Consider the following 13,802-nt stretch of genomic DNA (forward strand, 5'->3'; position numbering starts at 1 on the left):
ATCACGAGCAGCGATAACGCAAAAGCTGTGCCATCGGTGTTGTGTGCGCAAGTTTCCAGGCGTCCTCAAGCACGCAATTCACGCGCAACGCCTTTTGGTTCGGTACATTACCGTCAGCTCGCAGGCAGTGATCGTCTTTCCGGCTTCATCGTTTTGCCGTGCCGCGTGTTCCCCAAGCTGGTGTGAACGCGCACAATGCCCGTGCATGGAACCGGAGTCGTGCACAACGCTGCGCGCTGGTGGGCCGCTCAACCTGCCGTCACTTTCTGGCTGAAATATGACCTCATCATCCAATGGGCCGATCAAGGTCGGCGTGCTGTTCTCCTCGTCCGGCGTGACCGCTCCGATCGAGTTGTCGCAGCAGCGCGCAACGATTCTGGCGGCCGAGGAAATCAACCTTGCCGGCGGCATCAATGGCCGTGAGTTGCAACTGGTGTTTCGCGATCCCGCTTCGACGCCGGCCCGCTATGCCGCGCTTATCCAGCAGCTGATCGTCGAGGAACAGATTCGCGTCGTGGTGGGTTGCTATATGTCGAGCACGCGCAAGGCGGTGATTCCAATCGTCGAGCGGCACAATGCCTTGCTGTTCTACCCGACACTCTATGAAGGATTCGAGTACAGCCGCAATGTGATTTACACCGGCGCCGCACCGAACCAGAACAGTCTGCCGCTGGCGGACTATATGCTCGGGCAATTCGGATCTCGTGTGTTCATGGTCGGCTCGGATTACATTTACCCTTACGAGTCGAATCGCATCATGAGCGATCTCGTGTTCGAGCGCGGCGGCGAGAAGCTCGAAGAAATCTATCTGCCTCTCGATGCCGGCTGGTCCAGCTATCTGAGCGTAGCGAAGAAGATCGCGGCGCAGGCGCCCGACTTCGTCTTTTCGACCGTGGTGGGCAGCGGGATCTCGCACATGTATCGCGCGTTTGCGGAGGCGGGTCTCGATCCTTACAAGACCCCGATCGCGAGCCTGACAACCAGTGAAACGGAAGTGGCGGCGATGGGCGCCGCGCTTGGCGAAGGGCACATCACTGCGGCGACCTACTTTCAATCGGTGAGCGATCCGGTCAATCAGCGTTGCCTCGCCAACTATCACCGGCGCTTCGGCGATGGCGTCGTCACCGACATGTGCTGGGAGGCCGCTTACTTTCAGATGCACGTGCTCGCCAACGCGATGCGCATTACCGGTGGCGACGACACCAACGCCTTGCTCAAGACGTTGCCGGGGCTCGAGCTGAATGCGCCGCAGGGGCGTATCCGGATCGACGAACATAATCACCACACCTATCTGCATCCTCGAATCGGGCGCCTGAACCGGCATGGCCAGTTCGATATCCTGAGCGATTCGCCGGGGTGGACGCGCGCGGACCCGTTTGTCATTTCGCACTCGCTGGTCGATGAGGCAGCCCCACATGGTGGCCCCGACGAGGTGCGGTCATGAAGCAGCGCTCGTCTTCCCGTACCCCTCAGGCGCTTCGCGATATCCGCTCGCTCAGCGTGCTGGCCATTCATCCTCAGGATCAGGACGGCGAAGAGCTGCTTGGACAACTGTGCCGCATCGGCTGCAAGGTTCAGATGATCTGGCCCGCGGTCGACACGTTGCCCGATGCTACCGACGTCGTGTTTCTCGCCGTCCGTCCGGAGACACTCTCGGTCAGCCTGCCGTGGATGAACGCGAAGAACGCGCCGCCGGTGATTCCCGTCGTCAGTTACGAGAATCCGATCATCATCGAGGCGGTCATGCAATTGGGCGCGTATTGCGTGGTGCCGTCGCCGGTGCGTTCGTTCGGCCTGCTGACGGCGATTGCCGTCACGCTGAACCAGCACCGCAATCGCCTGCAAATGGAGCGCTATATACAGCGCGTCGAGGACAAGCTTGCCGAGCAACGGCAGATCCAGCGCGCCAAGACCATCCTGATGGAAACCCGTAATCTCTCCGAGCAGGAGGCCTACGACCTGTTGCGCTCGCAAGCCATGGTCAAGCGCGAGCACATCGAAACGATCGCCGAAGCGATCATCAAAGCCGATGAGGTGCTGCGCTTCTGACATGCGCCAAACCCCCGCAGCGCGTGGCTGTGCGGCTTATCACCATGGCGCATATTCTTCGGAAACTTGATGCTTTGTAGAAATGGAGGCGCTTTGCTACAGTCCGCCCACTCTGCCGGGGTGGCTAGCCGGGCAGCACTGAATCTCCATACCAATACCTACGGAGCACCTTCTCATGAAATCGATTCGTTCCATTCTGCTGATTGCACTGCTGCAGGCCGTGAGCGTCACGTCTGCGTTCGCTGCGGACGAACTCGCCCAGATCAAGTCGGCAGGTGTATTCAAGGTCGGCACGGAAGGCACCTACGCGCCGTTCACGTACCACGACGAATCGGGCAAGCTGACGGGCTTCGACGTGGATATCGCGACTGCAATCGCACAACGTCTCGGCGTCAAGCCGGAGTTTGTCGAAGGCAAGTGGGACGGTCTGATTGCCGGCCTCGACGTGAACCGCTACGACGCGGTGATCAACGAAGTCTCGGTGACGGATGCACGCAAGGCCAAATACGATTTCTCGACGCCGTACATTACCACCCGCGCGGTGCTGATCGTGCGCACGGACAATACGACGATCAAGACATTCGATGACCTGAAGGGTAAAAAATCGGCCAACACGTTAACCAGCAATTTCGGCAAGATCGCCAAGGATCATGGCGCCGATGTGGTGCCCGTGCAGGGCTTTAACGAATCGATCGATCTGCTGACCTCCGGCCGCGTCGACGCGACCGTCAACGATTCGCTGTCGTTCCTCGACTTCAAGAAGCACAAGCCGGATGCGCAGGTGAAGGTCGTCGCCACGGACAACTCGAGCGACGCCGACCAGTCGGCCGTGCTGCTGCGCAAGGGCGACCCGGCACTGGTGGCCGCCATCGACAAGGCGCTGGCCGACATCAAGGCGGATGGCACCTACGCGAAGATCTCAGCGAAGTATTTTGGCAAGGACGTCTCCCAGTAAGCGCCGGGACGGTCTGAATCATGCCAGCCTGGTTGCATCTGATGGCGCAGTCGCTGTGGCCCCTCGTCTACGCGGGGCTCGTGTTTACTGTGCCGCTCACGCTCGCTTCGTTCGTGCTCGGATTACTGTTGGCGTTCGCCGCCGCCCTGATCCGCCTGTTTGGCCCACGCTGGGCAGTGTCGATCGTGCGTTTCTATGTCTGGCTGATTCGCGGCTCGCCGTTGCTGGTGCAACTGTTCGTGATCTTTTACGGACTGCCGAATGTCGGGATCGTGCTTGACCCGTTGACGGCGGCCATCATCGGTTTCTCGTTGAATGTCGGTGCGTACAACTCCGAAGTGATCCGCGGAGTGATCGAATCGATTCCGAAAGGGCAGTGGGAGGCCGCCTATTCGATGGGGATGACGCGCGGCGAAGCGCTGCGCCGCGCGATCCTGCCGCAGGCGGCGCGGGTTGCGCTGCCGCCGTTGTCCAATTCGTTTATCTCGCTCGTCAAGGACACTTCGCTTGCGGCCGTGCTGACCGTGCCCGAGGTGTTTCAGGCCGCGCAACGCATCGCCGCGGTTACCTATGAGCCGCTGATTCTGTATTCGGAGGCGGCACTCGTTTATCTGGTGATCAGTTCGGTGTTGTCGTCGGCGCAAGTGAAACTCGAGCAGCGGTTCGGCCGCCATGCATTGTTCCAGGCAGGTAACGGATGATCAAGCTCGAACAGATCGAGAAGTTCTTTGGCGAACACCGGGTGTTGAGCAAGGTCGATCTGACGCTTGCCTCCGGCAACGTCACCGCCTTGATCGGCCCGTCGGGCAGCGGCAAGAGCACGCTATTGCGCTGCGTGAACCTGCTGGAGATTCCCGAGGGCGGTGCACTCGAACTCGGTAGCCAGCGGCTCGAATTTAGCCGCGAACAAAAGCCCGCGCGCGACGCCGTGCTGGCGATCCGGCGCCGCACGGGCATGGTGTTTCAGAACTTCCAGTTGTTCCCGCATTTGACGGTCATCCAGAACGTGATGGAAGGACTGCTGACGGTGCAGAAGTGGGACAAGGCGCGGGCACGCGAGCGGGCGCATGAACTATTGACGAAGGTCGGCATTGCGCATAAGGCGGATGCGTGGCCCGCCACGCTGTCGGGCGGGCAGCAGCAGCGTGTCGCGATTGCGCGGGCGCTGGCGCCGTCGCCGGAGGTGTTGTTGTGCGACGAGCCGACCTCCGCGCTCGATCCGGGCCTGGCCGCCGAAGTGGTCGAGGTGCTGAGGCAGCTCGCCAGCGAGGGCATGACGATGCTGATGGCGACGCATGATCTGCGTCTGGCGGCATCCATAGCACGGGACGTGGTGTTTCTGAATAACGGCGTCGTGGTGGAGGCGGGCGCATCGCGGCAGATCTTTACGCAGCCTCGCGAGGCGGAGACGGCGCGCTTTGTGTCGACACTGACGCAGCATTTGCCGGATGCCTGGGTGGAGTGAAGCGCGCGAGTACTGCTCCACCTGGCCGGCGTGACCTGCCCCTCCGACAACGGCACAAGGATTGGCCGAACGGCGCTGCGGACGCCTCCGTTGCAGCATCGCTGTAAACGCGATATCGAAAGCGGGAAATCTTGTTTGTGACAGGCGGAGCCGTTCGCTAGCATCCGACTCATAGCCGTATGCTGGCGATGCGCGTTTAAACGCTCGTGCCGCATGCTTCTCGTCTTGCTGCTCGAATCCGGTCGGTCTTCTGGCAACGGAAACTCCGCCGGGTCCGGCGTGCGCTCTGCAGGTCTCCACTGTCCGATATGTCCAGCCTATCCACATTGACCCCTCCTGAATCTGACGGCAACGTAACCCGCCGCCTCGCACTGGCCATTACCAGTACCTCACCCGCTGATTCCACCGAAGCAATCGCTGCCGCGCGGCTCGGTGTGCTCGACTTTCTTGCTGCAGCCTTCGCGGGCGCGGACGATGCCGGTTATCGCAAGCTGCTGGCGGTGATCGGTGCGGGCAGTCGCGGCGAGGCCGCTGTGATCGGCTACCCGGCACGCGTCAGCACACTCGATGCAGCCTTGCTCAACGGCTATGCGGGCCACGCGCTCGACTACGACGACGTGCACAGCAGCGTGCGTGGCCATCCCAGCACGGTCCTGCTACCGGCGCTGTTTGCGCTGGCGCAGACGCAGAGCAGCAGCGCAAACGAATTGCTGGCCGCCTACGTGGTAGGCGTCGAGACGATGGCGCGGCTAGGTCTGGCGCTCGGCAGCCGCCACTACGAGCAGGGCTTTCACAACACCGCGACGCTTGGCACGCTAGGCGCCGCGGCGGCTGCGTCGTTCCTGCTGCGGCTGGATGCCGAGGCGATCGAAAACGCATTGGGGCTTGCCGCGACGCAATCGGCTGGCCTGCGTCTGCAGTTCGGCAGTGAAGCGAAACCTCTGCACGCGGGACAGGCCGCCCGCGCCGGGCTGCTGGCAGCGCAACTCGCCGCCGCCGGTTTGCACGGCTCGCCCGGTGCTCTGGATGGCCCAACCGGCTTCTTCTCCGTGTTCGGAGCCGGCGCAGCGCAGCCTGAAAGGGTGCTGGAAGGCTGGGGTACGCCCTGGCAGATTGTCGCGCCGGGGCTCTACTTCAAGCCGTGGCCTTGCTGCACGGCCACGCACTATGCCGTGCATGCAGCCTTGACGCTGCGCGCCGCGCATCGACTGACACCGCGGGATATCGAGCGCGTGGTCGTGACCTTCCCGCCCGGCGGCGATACGCCACTATCAGGCGAGCTACCGTCGACCGGTCTCGAGGCGCGCTTCAGCGTCGAATACGCGGTGGCCGCTGTGTTGACGGACGGCGGGGCGGGTGTCGCCACCTTCGCTGACGTGCGGGTACGCGCCGAATTGACGGCGCTGGCAGCACGCGTGTCGCGTACCCACGACGAGACTGCGCCACGCGCCTCGACCGATCCGTCGACGCGTTTCTCCACCGTCGCGATCACATTGAAGAACGGCACCGTGCTCAGCCATAAAACCGACCGGCTCTATAGCGCCGCAGACCTCCCCGCCAAATTCGCGGATGCGGTCGACCAGCACGCCGGATTCGCCACGCTGCCAGCCGTGGTAGACACGATGCAGAGCGCGGACGAACTCGCCTTCATTTTCGAAACGTTTGCAAAGATCAAAGCATGAGTACCCTTCACACCACAGCCGAAAAGCGGCAGATGCGCCTTGGACTCTTCATTCAGGGCGCAGGTCACCACGTCGCGGGCTGGCGTCATCCCGACGCGCAGGCCGGCAGCGAAAACCTCGCGTTGATGCAGCGGATCACCCAGACCGCCGAACGCGCGAAGTTCGATATGGTGTTTCTCGCCGACGGCCTGACGAGCGGGCCGGATGCGCATCCGTCGATGGCGATGCGCATCGAGCCGCTGTGTCTGCTGTCGGCGCTTGCGATGGGCACGCGGCACATCGGCCTCGCCGCCACCGCGTCGACGACGTATAGCGAGCCATATCACGTGGCGCGTGCCTTTGCCTCGCTCGATCATCTGAGCCAGGGCCGTGCCGCATGGAATGTCGTGACCACCTCGTACGACCGGACCGCCGCGAACTTCACGCGCGGCAATCATCCGGATCACGCGTTGCGGTACGAGATGGCCGGTGAATTCGTCGACGTGGTCAAGGGTCTGTGGGATAGCTGGGACGACGATGCGCTCGTGCGCGACAAGGCAAGCGGCGTCTACTTCGATCCCACCAAGGTGCATACGCTCGCTCACGAGGGCCGCTTCTTCTCGGTGAAAGGCCCGTTGAACGCATCGCGTCCTCCGCAAGGTCACCCCGTGGTGATTCAGGCGGGCTCCTCGGGTCCAGGGCAGGATCTGGCCGCGCGCACCGCGGAGGTAGTGTTCACCGCGCAGCAGACCCTCGACGAAGCACGCATCTTCTATCGCGACCTCAAGGGCAGGCTGGCGAGGTTCGGCCGCGAAGGTGAGCAACTGCATGTGATGCCAGGCGTGTTCCCGGTGATCGGCAGAACCGAGCAGGAAGCGAAGGACAAGTATGCCCAGTTGCAGCAGTGGACCGATACGTCGGGTGCCTTGACGCTGCTGTCCGATCGTCTCGGTCACGATGTCTCGAAGTTTCCGCTCGACGGTCCGTTGCCGGAACTGCCGGAATCGGAGCAACTGAAAAGCCGTGCGAAGTTGCTAACCGACCTCGCACGCCGCGAAAACCTGACGCTACGTGAGTTGTATCACCTGGTGGCGGGCGCGCGCGGACATCGCATCGTATGGGGCACGCCGACCCAGGTCGCGGATGCGCTGGAAGAATGGTTCGTCGGCGAAGGTGCGGATGGTTTCAACATCATGCCGCCGTATTTCCCGGGTGGCCTCGATGACTTTGTCGAACTGGTGGTGCCGGAGTTGCAGCGGCGTGGCCTGTTCCGCACGGAGTATTCGGGCACGACGCTGCGGGACCATCTGGGACTGACGCGGCCTGCGAGTCGTTACGCGGCGCGCTGATCGTTAGTTCGGGTAACGACGAATGTGGCCACATGCGTGTGCGAATGAGTTGCCAGATACGCCGCGTCCTCTGCGCGGCCTTCATCAGATCAGATAGCGAAATTACGCAGATCGAGCGGGATCGTCTCACGCGCCGCGTCGTAGCGCGCTGCGTTGCGCTGGTCGTTTGCGGCCGTCAGCGAACGCGTCAGGAAGGCCCGGGTGCGCGGACTTGCCGGCTCACGGAACAGGCGCTGCGCGGGACCATGTTCGACGATTACGCCAGCCTCCGTGAAGTACACCGCATCGCTGACTTCCTCCGCAAAGCGCATTTCATGCGTCACCAGCACGCAGGTCATGCCGTCCCTCACCAGATCGCGGATCACGGTCAGCACTTCGCCTACCGTCTCCGGATCGAGCGCCGACGTGACTTCGTCGAACAGGATCAGATCCGGTTGCATGGCGAGTGCCCGCGCGATGGCCACCCGCTGTTGCTGGCCGCCCGACAGTTCGCCCGGATGCGCGTGGGCCTTGTCGGCTAGCCGCACCTTCTCGAGCAGATCGTAGGCCGTGCGGGTTGCGTCCGCCTTGTCGCGGCGCAGGATGCGCACGGGTGCCATCACCAGATTGTCCAGCACGCTCAGATGCGGAAACAGGTTGTACTGCTGAAACACAAAACCCACGCGCTTGCGCAGTTCTATTTCGTCGCGCTCCGAATTGAGTTGATCGACGCGCGTGCCGTCTACCTCGATGCTGCCGCTTTGCGGTTTGAGCAGGCCGGTAATACAGCGCAGGATAGTGGACTTGCCGGAGCCCGACGGGCCGATGATCGAAACGGCCTGGCCACGGAATACGTCAAGATCGATACCGTTGAGCACCGGATTTGCGCCGAACGCGAGGTGTACGTTGCGCAGGCTGACGAGTGGGCGCGCAGCAGCGCTCGCTGTGGAGGAGGGATCAACGGAAGGCATAGCGTTTTTCGAGGCGTCGCGTGAAGCGCGCAATCGGGTAGCAGTAGACAAAGAAGAGCCCCAGTACGGTGAAGTAGACCAGCACCGTGAAGTCGGCGCGCGCAACCGTATTGCTCGCGACCTGAGCGGTATCGAGCAGATCGTGCACGCCGACCAGGGAGGCGAGCGCAGTGCCCATCGTGATGCTTGCGTACAGGTTCATCCACGGCGGCAGCATGCGTTTCACGCACTGCGGCAGAATGATCCAGCGGAACACCTGGGCGCGGCGGAAGGCGAGCGAACGAGCGGCGTCCCACTGAGCGTGCGGAATCGACTGGATCGCGCCGCGGAAAATCTCGGCCACGTTGGCGCTCGCCGGCAAGGCGAGGCCGAGCGTCACCTTGAACCAGTCGGGAAATGGCAGCGTGTGATGGCCGAGCGCAATCTCGAACGGAAACACATAGGTCGAGAAGTAGATCAGCACCAGCAGCGGCGCGTTGCGAAACACCTGCACGTAGATGCGGGCCGGCACGCGCACGATACGCAGCGGCGACAGCAGCAGTGGCCCGAGCGCAAGTCCCGTCAGGGTGCCGAGCGCGATAGCCAGCAGACTGATTTCGACGTTGACCCACAAGGATTTGAGGAGTGCAGGGGCCCACGTAACGAGCGCAGCCAGCGTCACGTTGCGGGTGTGGCCGGCAAGCTCGCGTTCGAGCAGCGCGAGGAGCACGCCCACCACGATAACGGCGACCACCGCGCGCGGCCGGCGCCCGCGTGCATCTCCGGCATCGAGAGCGAACGGCTCAGTGGCCATAGCCGGGCATCCTCAGACGGGTTTCGAGCCAGCGTCCCGCACGGTTGACCACGTACGTCAGCGCGCCGAAGAACAGCAGGATCAGGATCATCAGTTCAAGTACGTTGTCGCGCTGCGTCCAGATCATGATAGACGCATATGTCACGTCGCCGACTGCGATGGCCGAGGCGATGGTGGTCATCTTCACCAGATCGACCATGTTGTTGACGAGTGCCGGCAATGCGAAGCGCACGGCGAGCGGCAACTGCACGTTCCATAGCCGTTGCCTGCGACTGTAGCCGAGCGATTGCGCGGCTTCGAGCGTTGCACGCGGCACCGCTTCGATGCCGGCGCGTAGCGCTTCCGCGTGAAATGCACCTTTATGCAGTGCGATCACAATGACGCTCCAGATGAACGGCGTCAACGGATTGCCACCTAGTTCACGCAGCGCCTGACTCAGCAACATGTTTAGCACGAGGAACGCGCAAAAGAGTTGCACTAGCGTCGGCGTGTTGCGGGTGACCTCGACGAAGATGCGCGCGGGTCGCGCCAGCGCCGCGCGTGGCGAGATCAGCATGGCAGCCAGCAGCACGCCTGCTATCAGGCTGAAAAAGGCGGTCACCACGGAAAGTTCGAGCGTTACCAGCATGCCGTGGAGGAACGACGCGCGTTCGTCGGCGGCGAGCAGGAAACTGTAGTCGAGCCCAAACTTGTTGAGTGCGGCTACGGCCTGTTCGGGCAGCCCCTGGCTCATGCCGGTTGTGCCTTGAATTTCGCGTGCAGGTCGAGCACCGCTTGCGACGGCTGCATGCCGTTTTTACGTTCGGTATCGATCAGCCATCCCGAACGATGCCAGTCCTCGACCACTTTCTCGAAGGTGTTCTGCGTATCGGTTTCACCCTTGCGGACCCAGATTACCGAGGGCGAGGGGATCAGATCGTTCGACACGGGGATCGTGTAGTCCTTCCAGTCCGGATTGCGTGCGACCAGCAGGCGCAGGGTCGGCGCGACATGCACTGCGGCTACGCAGTTGTTGCCGCGCAATGCGAGCAGCGATTCGGGCTGGCCGCGGAACGCCTTCACCTGTGCGCCGTACTGCTCGGCGAGCGGTTTCGTGTAGTTGCTGCCTTGCGAAACGCACACGGCCTTGCCGCGCAGGTCGTTCCATGACTTGATGCCGCTGTCTCTGCGAGTGATCAGCGCGCCGCCGATTTCCTCGAACGGTGTTGGCGGATACGCGAGAATCTGCGCGCGCTCCTCAGTCACTTCCATGTTGGCGATCAGCGCGTCGACCTTGCCCTGCTGCAGGAATTGCACACGATTGGATGGTTGGACAGGGATCATTTCGATGTCCACGCCAAGGTGTTTTGCGAGGTTCTCAGCGAGGTCGACGTTAAAGCCGAGCGGCTTTTGCGTGGCTGGGTCGAGCGAGCCGAACGGCGGTCCGGACAGGATCACGCCGACCACGATTTTGTGGCGTTCGTGAATGCGGTCTAGCGTGCTGTCGGCGTGAGCCGCGCTCGCGCCGAGGGCGACGGCAAGCAGAAGGGTGGTGCGGATTACGGTGCCCCGTGCGAAGGTGCGAAGCCAGAGCCGATAGGAAGGTTGTGTCATTGCGTGGCAAGTCAGACGGTTAGACATAGGAGTTGGTCTTGTGAATGGCGGCGTGCCTCGCCGCTTCCTGTTTCAAATCGCTTTGGATTGCTTTAGACCGCTTCGAAGGCGTCGAGCCGTTCGAGCAACTGCGCACGCAGATCCGTGAGCACAGGATCGCGCCGGTCGCGCGGCCGCGGTCGTGTGACGCGATACTCGCGGTCGATGCGCCCAGGCGCCGCCGCCATCAGCAGCACGCGGTCGCTTAGATACAGGGCTTCGTCCAGATCGTGCGTGACCAGCAGGGCGGCTGTGCCGTGCGCTCGCACTACGGACAACAGCAATGCCTGCAGGCGCATGCGCGTCATCGCGTCGACCGCGCTAAACGGTTCGTCGAGCAACAGCAGATCAGGCTGCGAAAACAATCCGCGAGCGATTGCGACGCGCTGCGCCATGCCACCCGAGAGCGCTTTCGGCAACGTGCGCCCTTGACCTGCCAGTCCCACTTCGACGAGCAACTGTCCCACCCGCGGCTCGCGTCCGCCGCCAGAACCTGCCTCGAAGCCGACGTTATCGGCCACTGTCAGCCACGGCAGTAAACGCGGCTCCTGGAAGATCACGCCAATCTGCGACGAAGGTCCGCTCAATGGCACACCGTTCAAACGCACTTCGCCGTGATACTGACGGTCCAGTCCGGCGACTATACGCAGCAACGTACTTTTGCCGCAGCCGCTGGGTCCAACCAGGCTCACAATCTCGCCATGTCCGATGCGCAACGACAGATGATCGAGCACCGTCCGCGCGGTGTAGTGCTTGGCTTCGACATGCACGTCCAGCAGGGGCGATTGACTGGATTTACTCATCGTTTCCCTCGTGCGTGTGCCTGATCGCTGTACGCGTCGAAAGCATCGCGCCAGCCAAGCACGCTGTTTTCCAGCCAGCGCATGGCGCCGTCGCTCAGCTTGCCGAGTATGGCGAGCAGGATGATTGCGCCGAATACCAGATCGGGGCGACCGGTTTCACGGCCGTCGCTCAACATGTAGCCGAGGCCGCGGGTGGCCGCGATCAGTTCGGCGGCGACCATGAACATCCATGCGAGGCTCAAGCCTGTACGCAAGCCCGTAAAAATTTGCGGCAGCGCGGCGGGCAGGAGAATCCGTCTGAACAGTGCGGTGGGTGTGAGCCGGTAGATCGCGCCGAGTTCGACGAGCTTGCGATCGACGCCGCGAATGCCCGCCACCACGCTCAGATGCACGGGAAAAAACGCGCCAATTGCAATCAAAGTGATCTTGGGAGCCTCGTCGATGCCCATCCACAGCAGCAACACGGGCACCCATGCCAGCGATGGAATCGAGCGCAGTGCCTGAAAGCACGGCTCGAGCAGGGCTTCGAGGCGTCGGCTGAGTCCCATCGCGGCACCGAGGACTAAAGCTAGCGTGGCGCCGATACCGAAGCCCGCCAGCACGCGCAGCGTACTGGCCGCAATATGACGCGTGAGGCGCGCAGCACCCATTTGCCACAATGTCTGCGCAATCGTGCTCGGCGCGGGCAGGAGATGATCCGGCACGACGTTCGTGCGCACCAGTACTTCGATCAGCACGAGCAACGCAACGGGTAGTGCGAGGCCTGCGATATGCCAGTGGCGCAGGCTGCCATGGGACTGCGGCACGCGTGCCTTTGCATTATCGCCGCCGGCGTCCGCGCTATTCCCATCGGCCAACGGTAGCGCATGCTCCGTGAGCCTCTGCGCCGCAGCGACGTCGAACGGTACCGATTCGTTGGAAGCAGACGCCATCGTCAAACTCACTGGGCCCGTGCCGCTGTCACCACCGGCTGCGCGACCTGCGAATCGACCAGTGCATCGATCACCTGCGGCAGATCGGTACCGGGCTTTACCAGGTCCTCCTGAACGAGAATCGGCGCTGCAGCCTTGAGCGCTTCAATCTGCTGTGCGCCCGGAACAGGGTGGCTGAAATCGTTGCGCTGCAACTGCAGCTTTGCGACCGGCAGCGAGACCTTCGATTCGTCTGCGACGATTTGCGCGGCGTCGTCCGGATGCGCAATGATCCACACGCGTGCCTTTTCGTAGACCTTCAGCACGCGCGCAACCGTCTCGGGATATTGCTGAAGAAACGCTTCGCGCGCGTCCAGGAAGCCGTACGTGTTGAAGTCGACGTTGCGATACAGCAGGCGGTCACCGTCGTCGATCTGTGCGGCGGCCATATGCGGATCGAGACCCGCCCATGCATCCACCTGGCCGTTCGCGAGCGCGGTGCGCCCATCCGGATGCTGCAGGTTCACGAGCTCGACGTCGTCGCGCGTCAGCCCCACCGTATGAAGCGCACGCAGCGTGAACAGGAACGGATCGGTGCCCTTGGTGGCGGCGATCTTTTTACCCTTCAGGTCGGCGAGCGTCTTGATCGGCGAGTCCTTGCGCACCACCAGGGCGGTCCATTCGGGTCGCGAGAAGATATAAACGGCCCGGATCGGATTGCCGTTCGCCTTGCCAAGCACGGCGGCGAGGCCTGCTGTCGAGCCAATGTCGATTGCACCGCTGTTCAGGTATTCAAGCGCGCGGTTGCTGCCGAGACTCAACACCCATTTGATCTGCGCATGGTCGGGCTTGAACTCGTCTTCAAGCCAGCCATAGCGTTTGATGACGAGACTTTCTGGCGAGTAGTACGCATAGTCGACGCGGATCTCCGGCGGGGTCGCGGCATAGGCCGTCGCCATCGTCGCGAGGCCTGATGTCAGCACAGCCAGCAGCATGGCCAGCCGGGCCGACGAACGATCGAAGAACCGCTTCATTTAGGTCTCCCAGTTTCCAGAGATCGGTGTGAACAGACCGATCAATGTAATGAAAGACGCTGCTTTTACGAACTAACGAAAGATCACAAGGAAACCAGCGGCAGCGATATCGCATGCGTGGCGGAGTGGGGGCGGCGTTTGCCGGCGTTAAAGCGTCGGAACTGGCGTTAAGTCGACGGCGTGACCTCCGGTGGCGCAGG

The 13,802-nt window shown here is 62.5% G+C and carries 14 protein-coding genes; 7 read left to right on the forward strand and 7 right to left on the reverse strand.

What is annotated here, in order from left to right:
* Positions 1-277: 277 nt before the first annotated feature.
* The 7 genes from P3T17_RS01670 to P3T17_RS01700 all read left to right on the forward strand — a co-directional run bounded on the left by P3T17_RS01670 (position 278) and on the right by P3T17_RS01700 (position 7,479).
* Positions 278-1,444, forward strand: a complete 1,167-nt coding sequence (locus P3T17_RS01670; protein ID WP_429288277.1) for a transporter substrate-binding domain-containing protein — start codon at positions 278-280, stop codon at positions 1,442-1,444.
* Positions 1,441-2,049, forward strand: a complete 609-nt coding sequence (locus tag P3T17_RS01675) for an ANTAR domain-containing response regulator (protein ID WP_074264048.1) — start codon at positions 1,441-1,443, stop codon at positions 2,047-2,049. The genes P3T17_RS01670 and P3T17_RS01675 overlap by 4 nt, the downstream gene beginning before the upstream one ends.
* 175 nt (positions 2,050-2,224) lie before the next feature.
* On the forward strand, positions 2,225-3,004 hold the full coding sequence (locus P3T17_RS01680) for an amino acid ABC transporter substrate-binding protein (RefSeq protein ID WP_429404304.1): 780 nt from the start codon (positions 2,225-2,227) through the stop codon (positions 3,002-3,004).
* Positions 3,005-3,024: 20 nt separating this feature from the next.
* Positions 3,025-3,705, forward strand: coding sequence for an ABC transporter permease subunit (locus P3T17_RS01685; RefSeq protein WP_429404306.1), 681 nt, complete (start codon positions 3,025-3,027; stop codon positions 3,703-3,705).
* Positions 3,702-4,469: an amino acid ABC transporter ATP-binding protein gene (locus P3T17_RS01690; protein ID WP_429404308.1), complete on the forward strand. Its 768-nt coding sequence runs from the start codon at positions 3,702-3,704 to the stop codon at positions 4,467-4,469. The genes P3T17_RS01685 and P3T17_RS01690 overlap by 4 nt, the downstream gene beginning before the upstream one ends.
* A gap of 308 nt (positions 4,470-4,777) precedes the next feature.
* A complete protein-coding gene (locus P3T17_RS01695) occupies positions 4,778-6,151 on the forward strand; it encodes an MmgE/PrpD family protein (protein ID WP_429404310.1) in 1,374 nt (457 codons plus the stop codon).
* Complete coding sequence (locus P3T17_RS01700; RefSeq protein ID WP_429404312.1) at positions 6,148-7,479, forward strand: LLM class flavin-dependent oxidoreductase; 1,332 nt, start codon at positions 6,148-6,150, stop codon at positions 7,477-7,479. The genes P3T17_RS01695 and P3T17_RS01700 overlap by 4 nt, the downstream gene beginning before the upstream one ends.
* 89 nt (positions 7,480-7,568) lie before the next feature.
* Here the strand turns inward: P3T17_RS01700 and P3T17_RS01705 are convergent, their stop codons facing one another.
* The 7 genes from P3T17_RS01705 to P3T17_RS01735 all read right to left on the reverse strand — a co-directional run bounded on the left by P3T17_RS01705 (position 7,569) and on the right by P3T17_RS01735 (position 13,602).
* Positions 7,569-8,429: an amino acid ABC transporter ATP-binding protein gene (locus P3T17_RS01705; protein WP_429404314.1), complete on the reverse strand. Its 861-nt coding sequence runs from the start codon at positions 8,427-8,429 to the stop codon at positions 7,569-7,571.
* On the reverse strand, positions 8,416-9,222 hold the full coding sequence (locus P3T17_RS01710; protein WP_429404315.1) for an amino acid ABC transporter permease: 807 nt from the start codon (positions 9,220-9,222) through the stop codon (positions 8,416-8,418). Before P3T17_RS01710 ends, P3T17_RS01705 begins: the two co-directional genes overlap by 14 nt.
* On the reverse strand, positions 9,212-9,955 hold the full coding sequence (locus P3T17_RS01715; protein ID WP_429404317.1) for an amino acid ABC transporter permease: 744 nt from the start codon (positions 9,953-9,955) through the stop codon (positions 9,212-9,214). The genes P3T17_RS01710 and P3T17_RS01715 overlap by 11 nt, the downstream gene beginning before the upstream one ends.
* Positions 9,952-10,815, reverse strand: a complete 864-nt coding sequence (locus tag P3T17_RS01720) for a transporter substrate-binding domain-containing protein (RefSeq protein ID WP_429404319.1) — start codon at positions 10,813-10,815, stop codon at positions 9,952-9,954. Before P3T17_RS01720 ends, P3T17_RS01715 begins: the two co-directional genes overlap by 4 nt.
* A 92-nt stretch (positions 10,816-10,907) precedes the next feature.
* Entirely contained in the window at positions 10,908-11,657 is a 750-nt protein-coding gene (locus P3T17_RS01725; protein ID WP_429404321.1) for an ABC transporter ATP-binding protein, read from the reverse strand.
* On the reverse strand, positions 11,654-12,589 hold the full coding sequence (locus P3T17_RS01730; protein WP_429404323.1) for an ABC transporter permease: 936 nt from the start codon (positions 12,587-12,589) through the stop codon (positions 11,654-11,656). The genes P3T17_RS01725 and P3T17_RS01730 overlap by 4 nt, the downstream gene beginning before the upstream one ends.
* Before the next feature lie 8 nt (positions 12,590-12,597).
* Positions 12,598-13,602, reverse strand: a complete 1,005-nt coding sequence (locus P3T17_RS01735; RefSeq protein WP_429404324.1) for an aliphatic sulfonate ABC transporter substrate-binding protein — start codon at positions 13,600-13,602, stop codon at positions 12,598-12,600.
* Positions 13,603-13,802 lie beyond the last annotated feature (200 nt).

This window comes from Paraburkholderia sp. GAS82 (genome assembly GCF_050436285.1).
Classification (GTDB): Bacteria; Pseudomonadota; Gammaproteobacteria; order Burkholderiales; family Burkholderiaceae; genus Paraburkholderia; species Paraburkholderia phenazinium_B.

Coding starts and splice junctions, on each gene's coding strand:
- P3T17_RS01670 (WP_429288277.1), top strand. CDS start 278: ATGACCTCATCATCCAATGGGCCGATCAAGGTCGGCGTGCTGTTCTCC.
- P3T17_RS01675 (WP_074264048.1), top strand. CDS start 1,441: ATGAAGCAGCGCTCGTCTTCCCGTACCCCTCAGGCGCTTCGCGATATC.
- P3T17_RS01680 (WP_429404304.1), top strand. CDS start 2,225: ATGAAATCGATTCGTTCCATTCTGCTGATTGCACTGCTGCAGGCCGTG.
- P3T17_RS01685 (WP_429404306.1), top strand. CDS start 3,025: ATGCCAGCCTGGTTGCATCTGATGGCGCAGTCGCTGTGGCCCCTCGTC.
- P3T17_RS01690 (WP_429404308.1), top strand. CDS start 3,702: ATGATCAAGCTCGAACAGATCGAGAAGTTCTTTGGCGAACACCGGGTG.
- P3T17_RS01695 (WP_429404310.1), top strand. CDS start 4,778: ATGTCCAGCCTATCCACATTGACCCCTCCTGAATCTGACGGCAACGTA.
- P3T17_RS01700 (WP_429404312.1), top strand. CDS start 6,148: ATGAGTACCCTTCACACCACAGCCGAAAAGCGGCAGATGCGCCTTGGA.
- P3T17_RS01705 (WP_429404314.1), bottom strand. CDS start 8,429: ATGCCTTCCGTTGATCCCTCCTCCACAGCGAGCGCTGCTGCGCGCCCA.
- P3T17_RS01710 (WP_429404315.1), bottom strand. CDS start 9,222: ATGGCCACTGAGCCGTTCGCTCTCGATGCCGGAGATGCACGCGGGCGC.
- P3T17_RS01715 (WP_429404317.1), bottom strand. CDS start 9,955: ATGAGCCAGGGGCTGCCCGAACAGGCCGTAGCCGCACTCAACAAGTTT.
- P3T17_RS01720 (WP_429404319.1), bottom strand. CDS start 10,815: ATGACACAACCTTCCTATCGGCTCTGGCTTCGCACCTTCGCACGGGGC.
- P3T17_RS01725 (WP_429404321.1), bottom strand. CDS start 11,657: ATGAGTAAATCCAGTCAATCGCCCCTGCTGGACGTGCATGTCGAAGCC.
- P3T17_RS01730 (WP_429404323.1), bottom strand. CDS start 12,589: ATGGCGTCTGCTTCCAACGAATCGGTACCGTTCGACGTCGCTGCGGCG.
- P3T17_RS01735 (WP_429404324.1), bottom strand. CDS start 13,602: ATGAAGCGGTTCTTCGATCGTTCGTCGGCCCGGCTGGCCATGCTGCTG.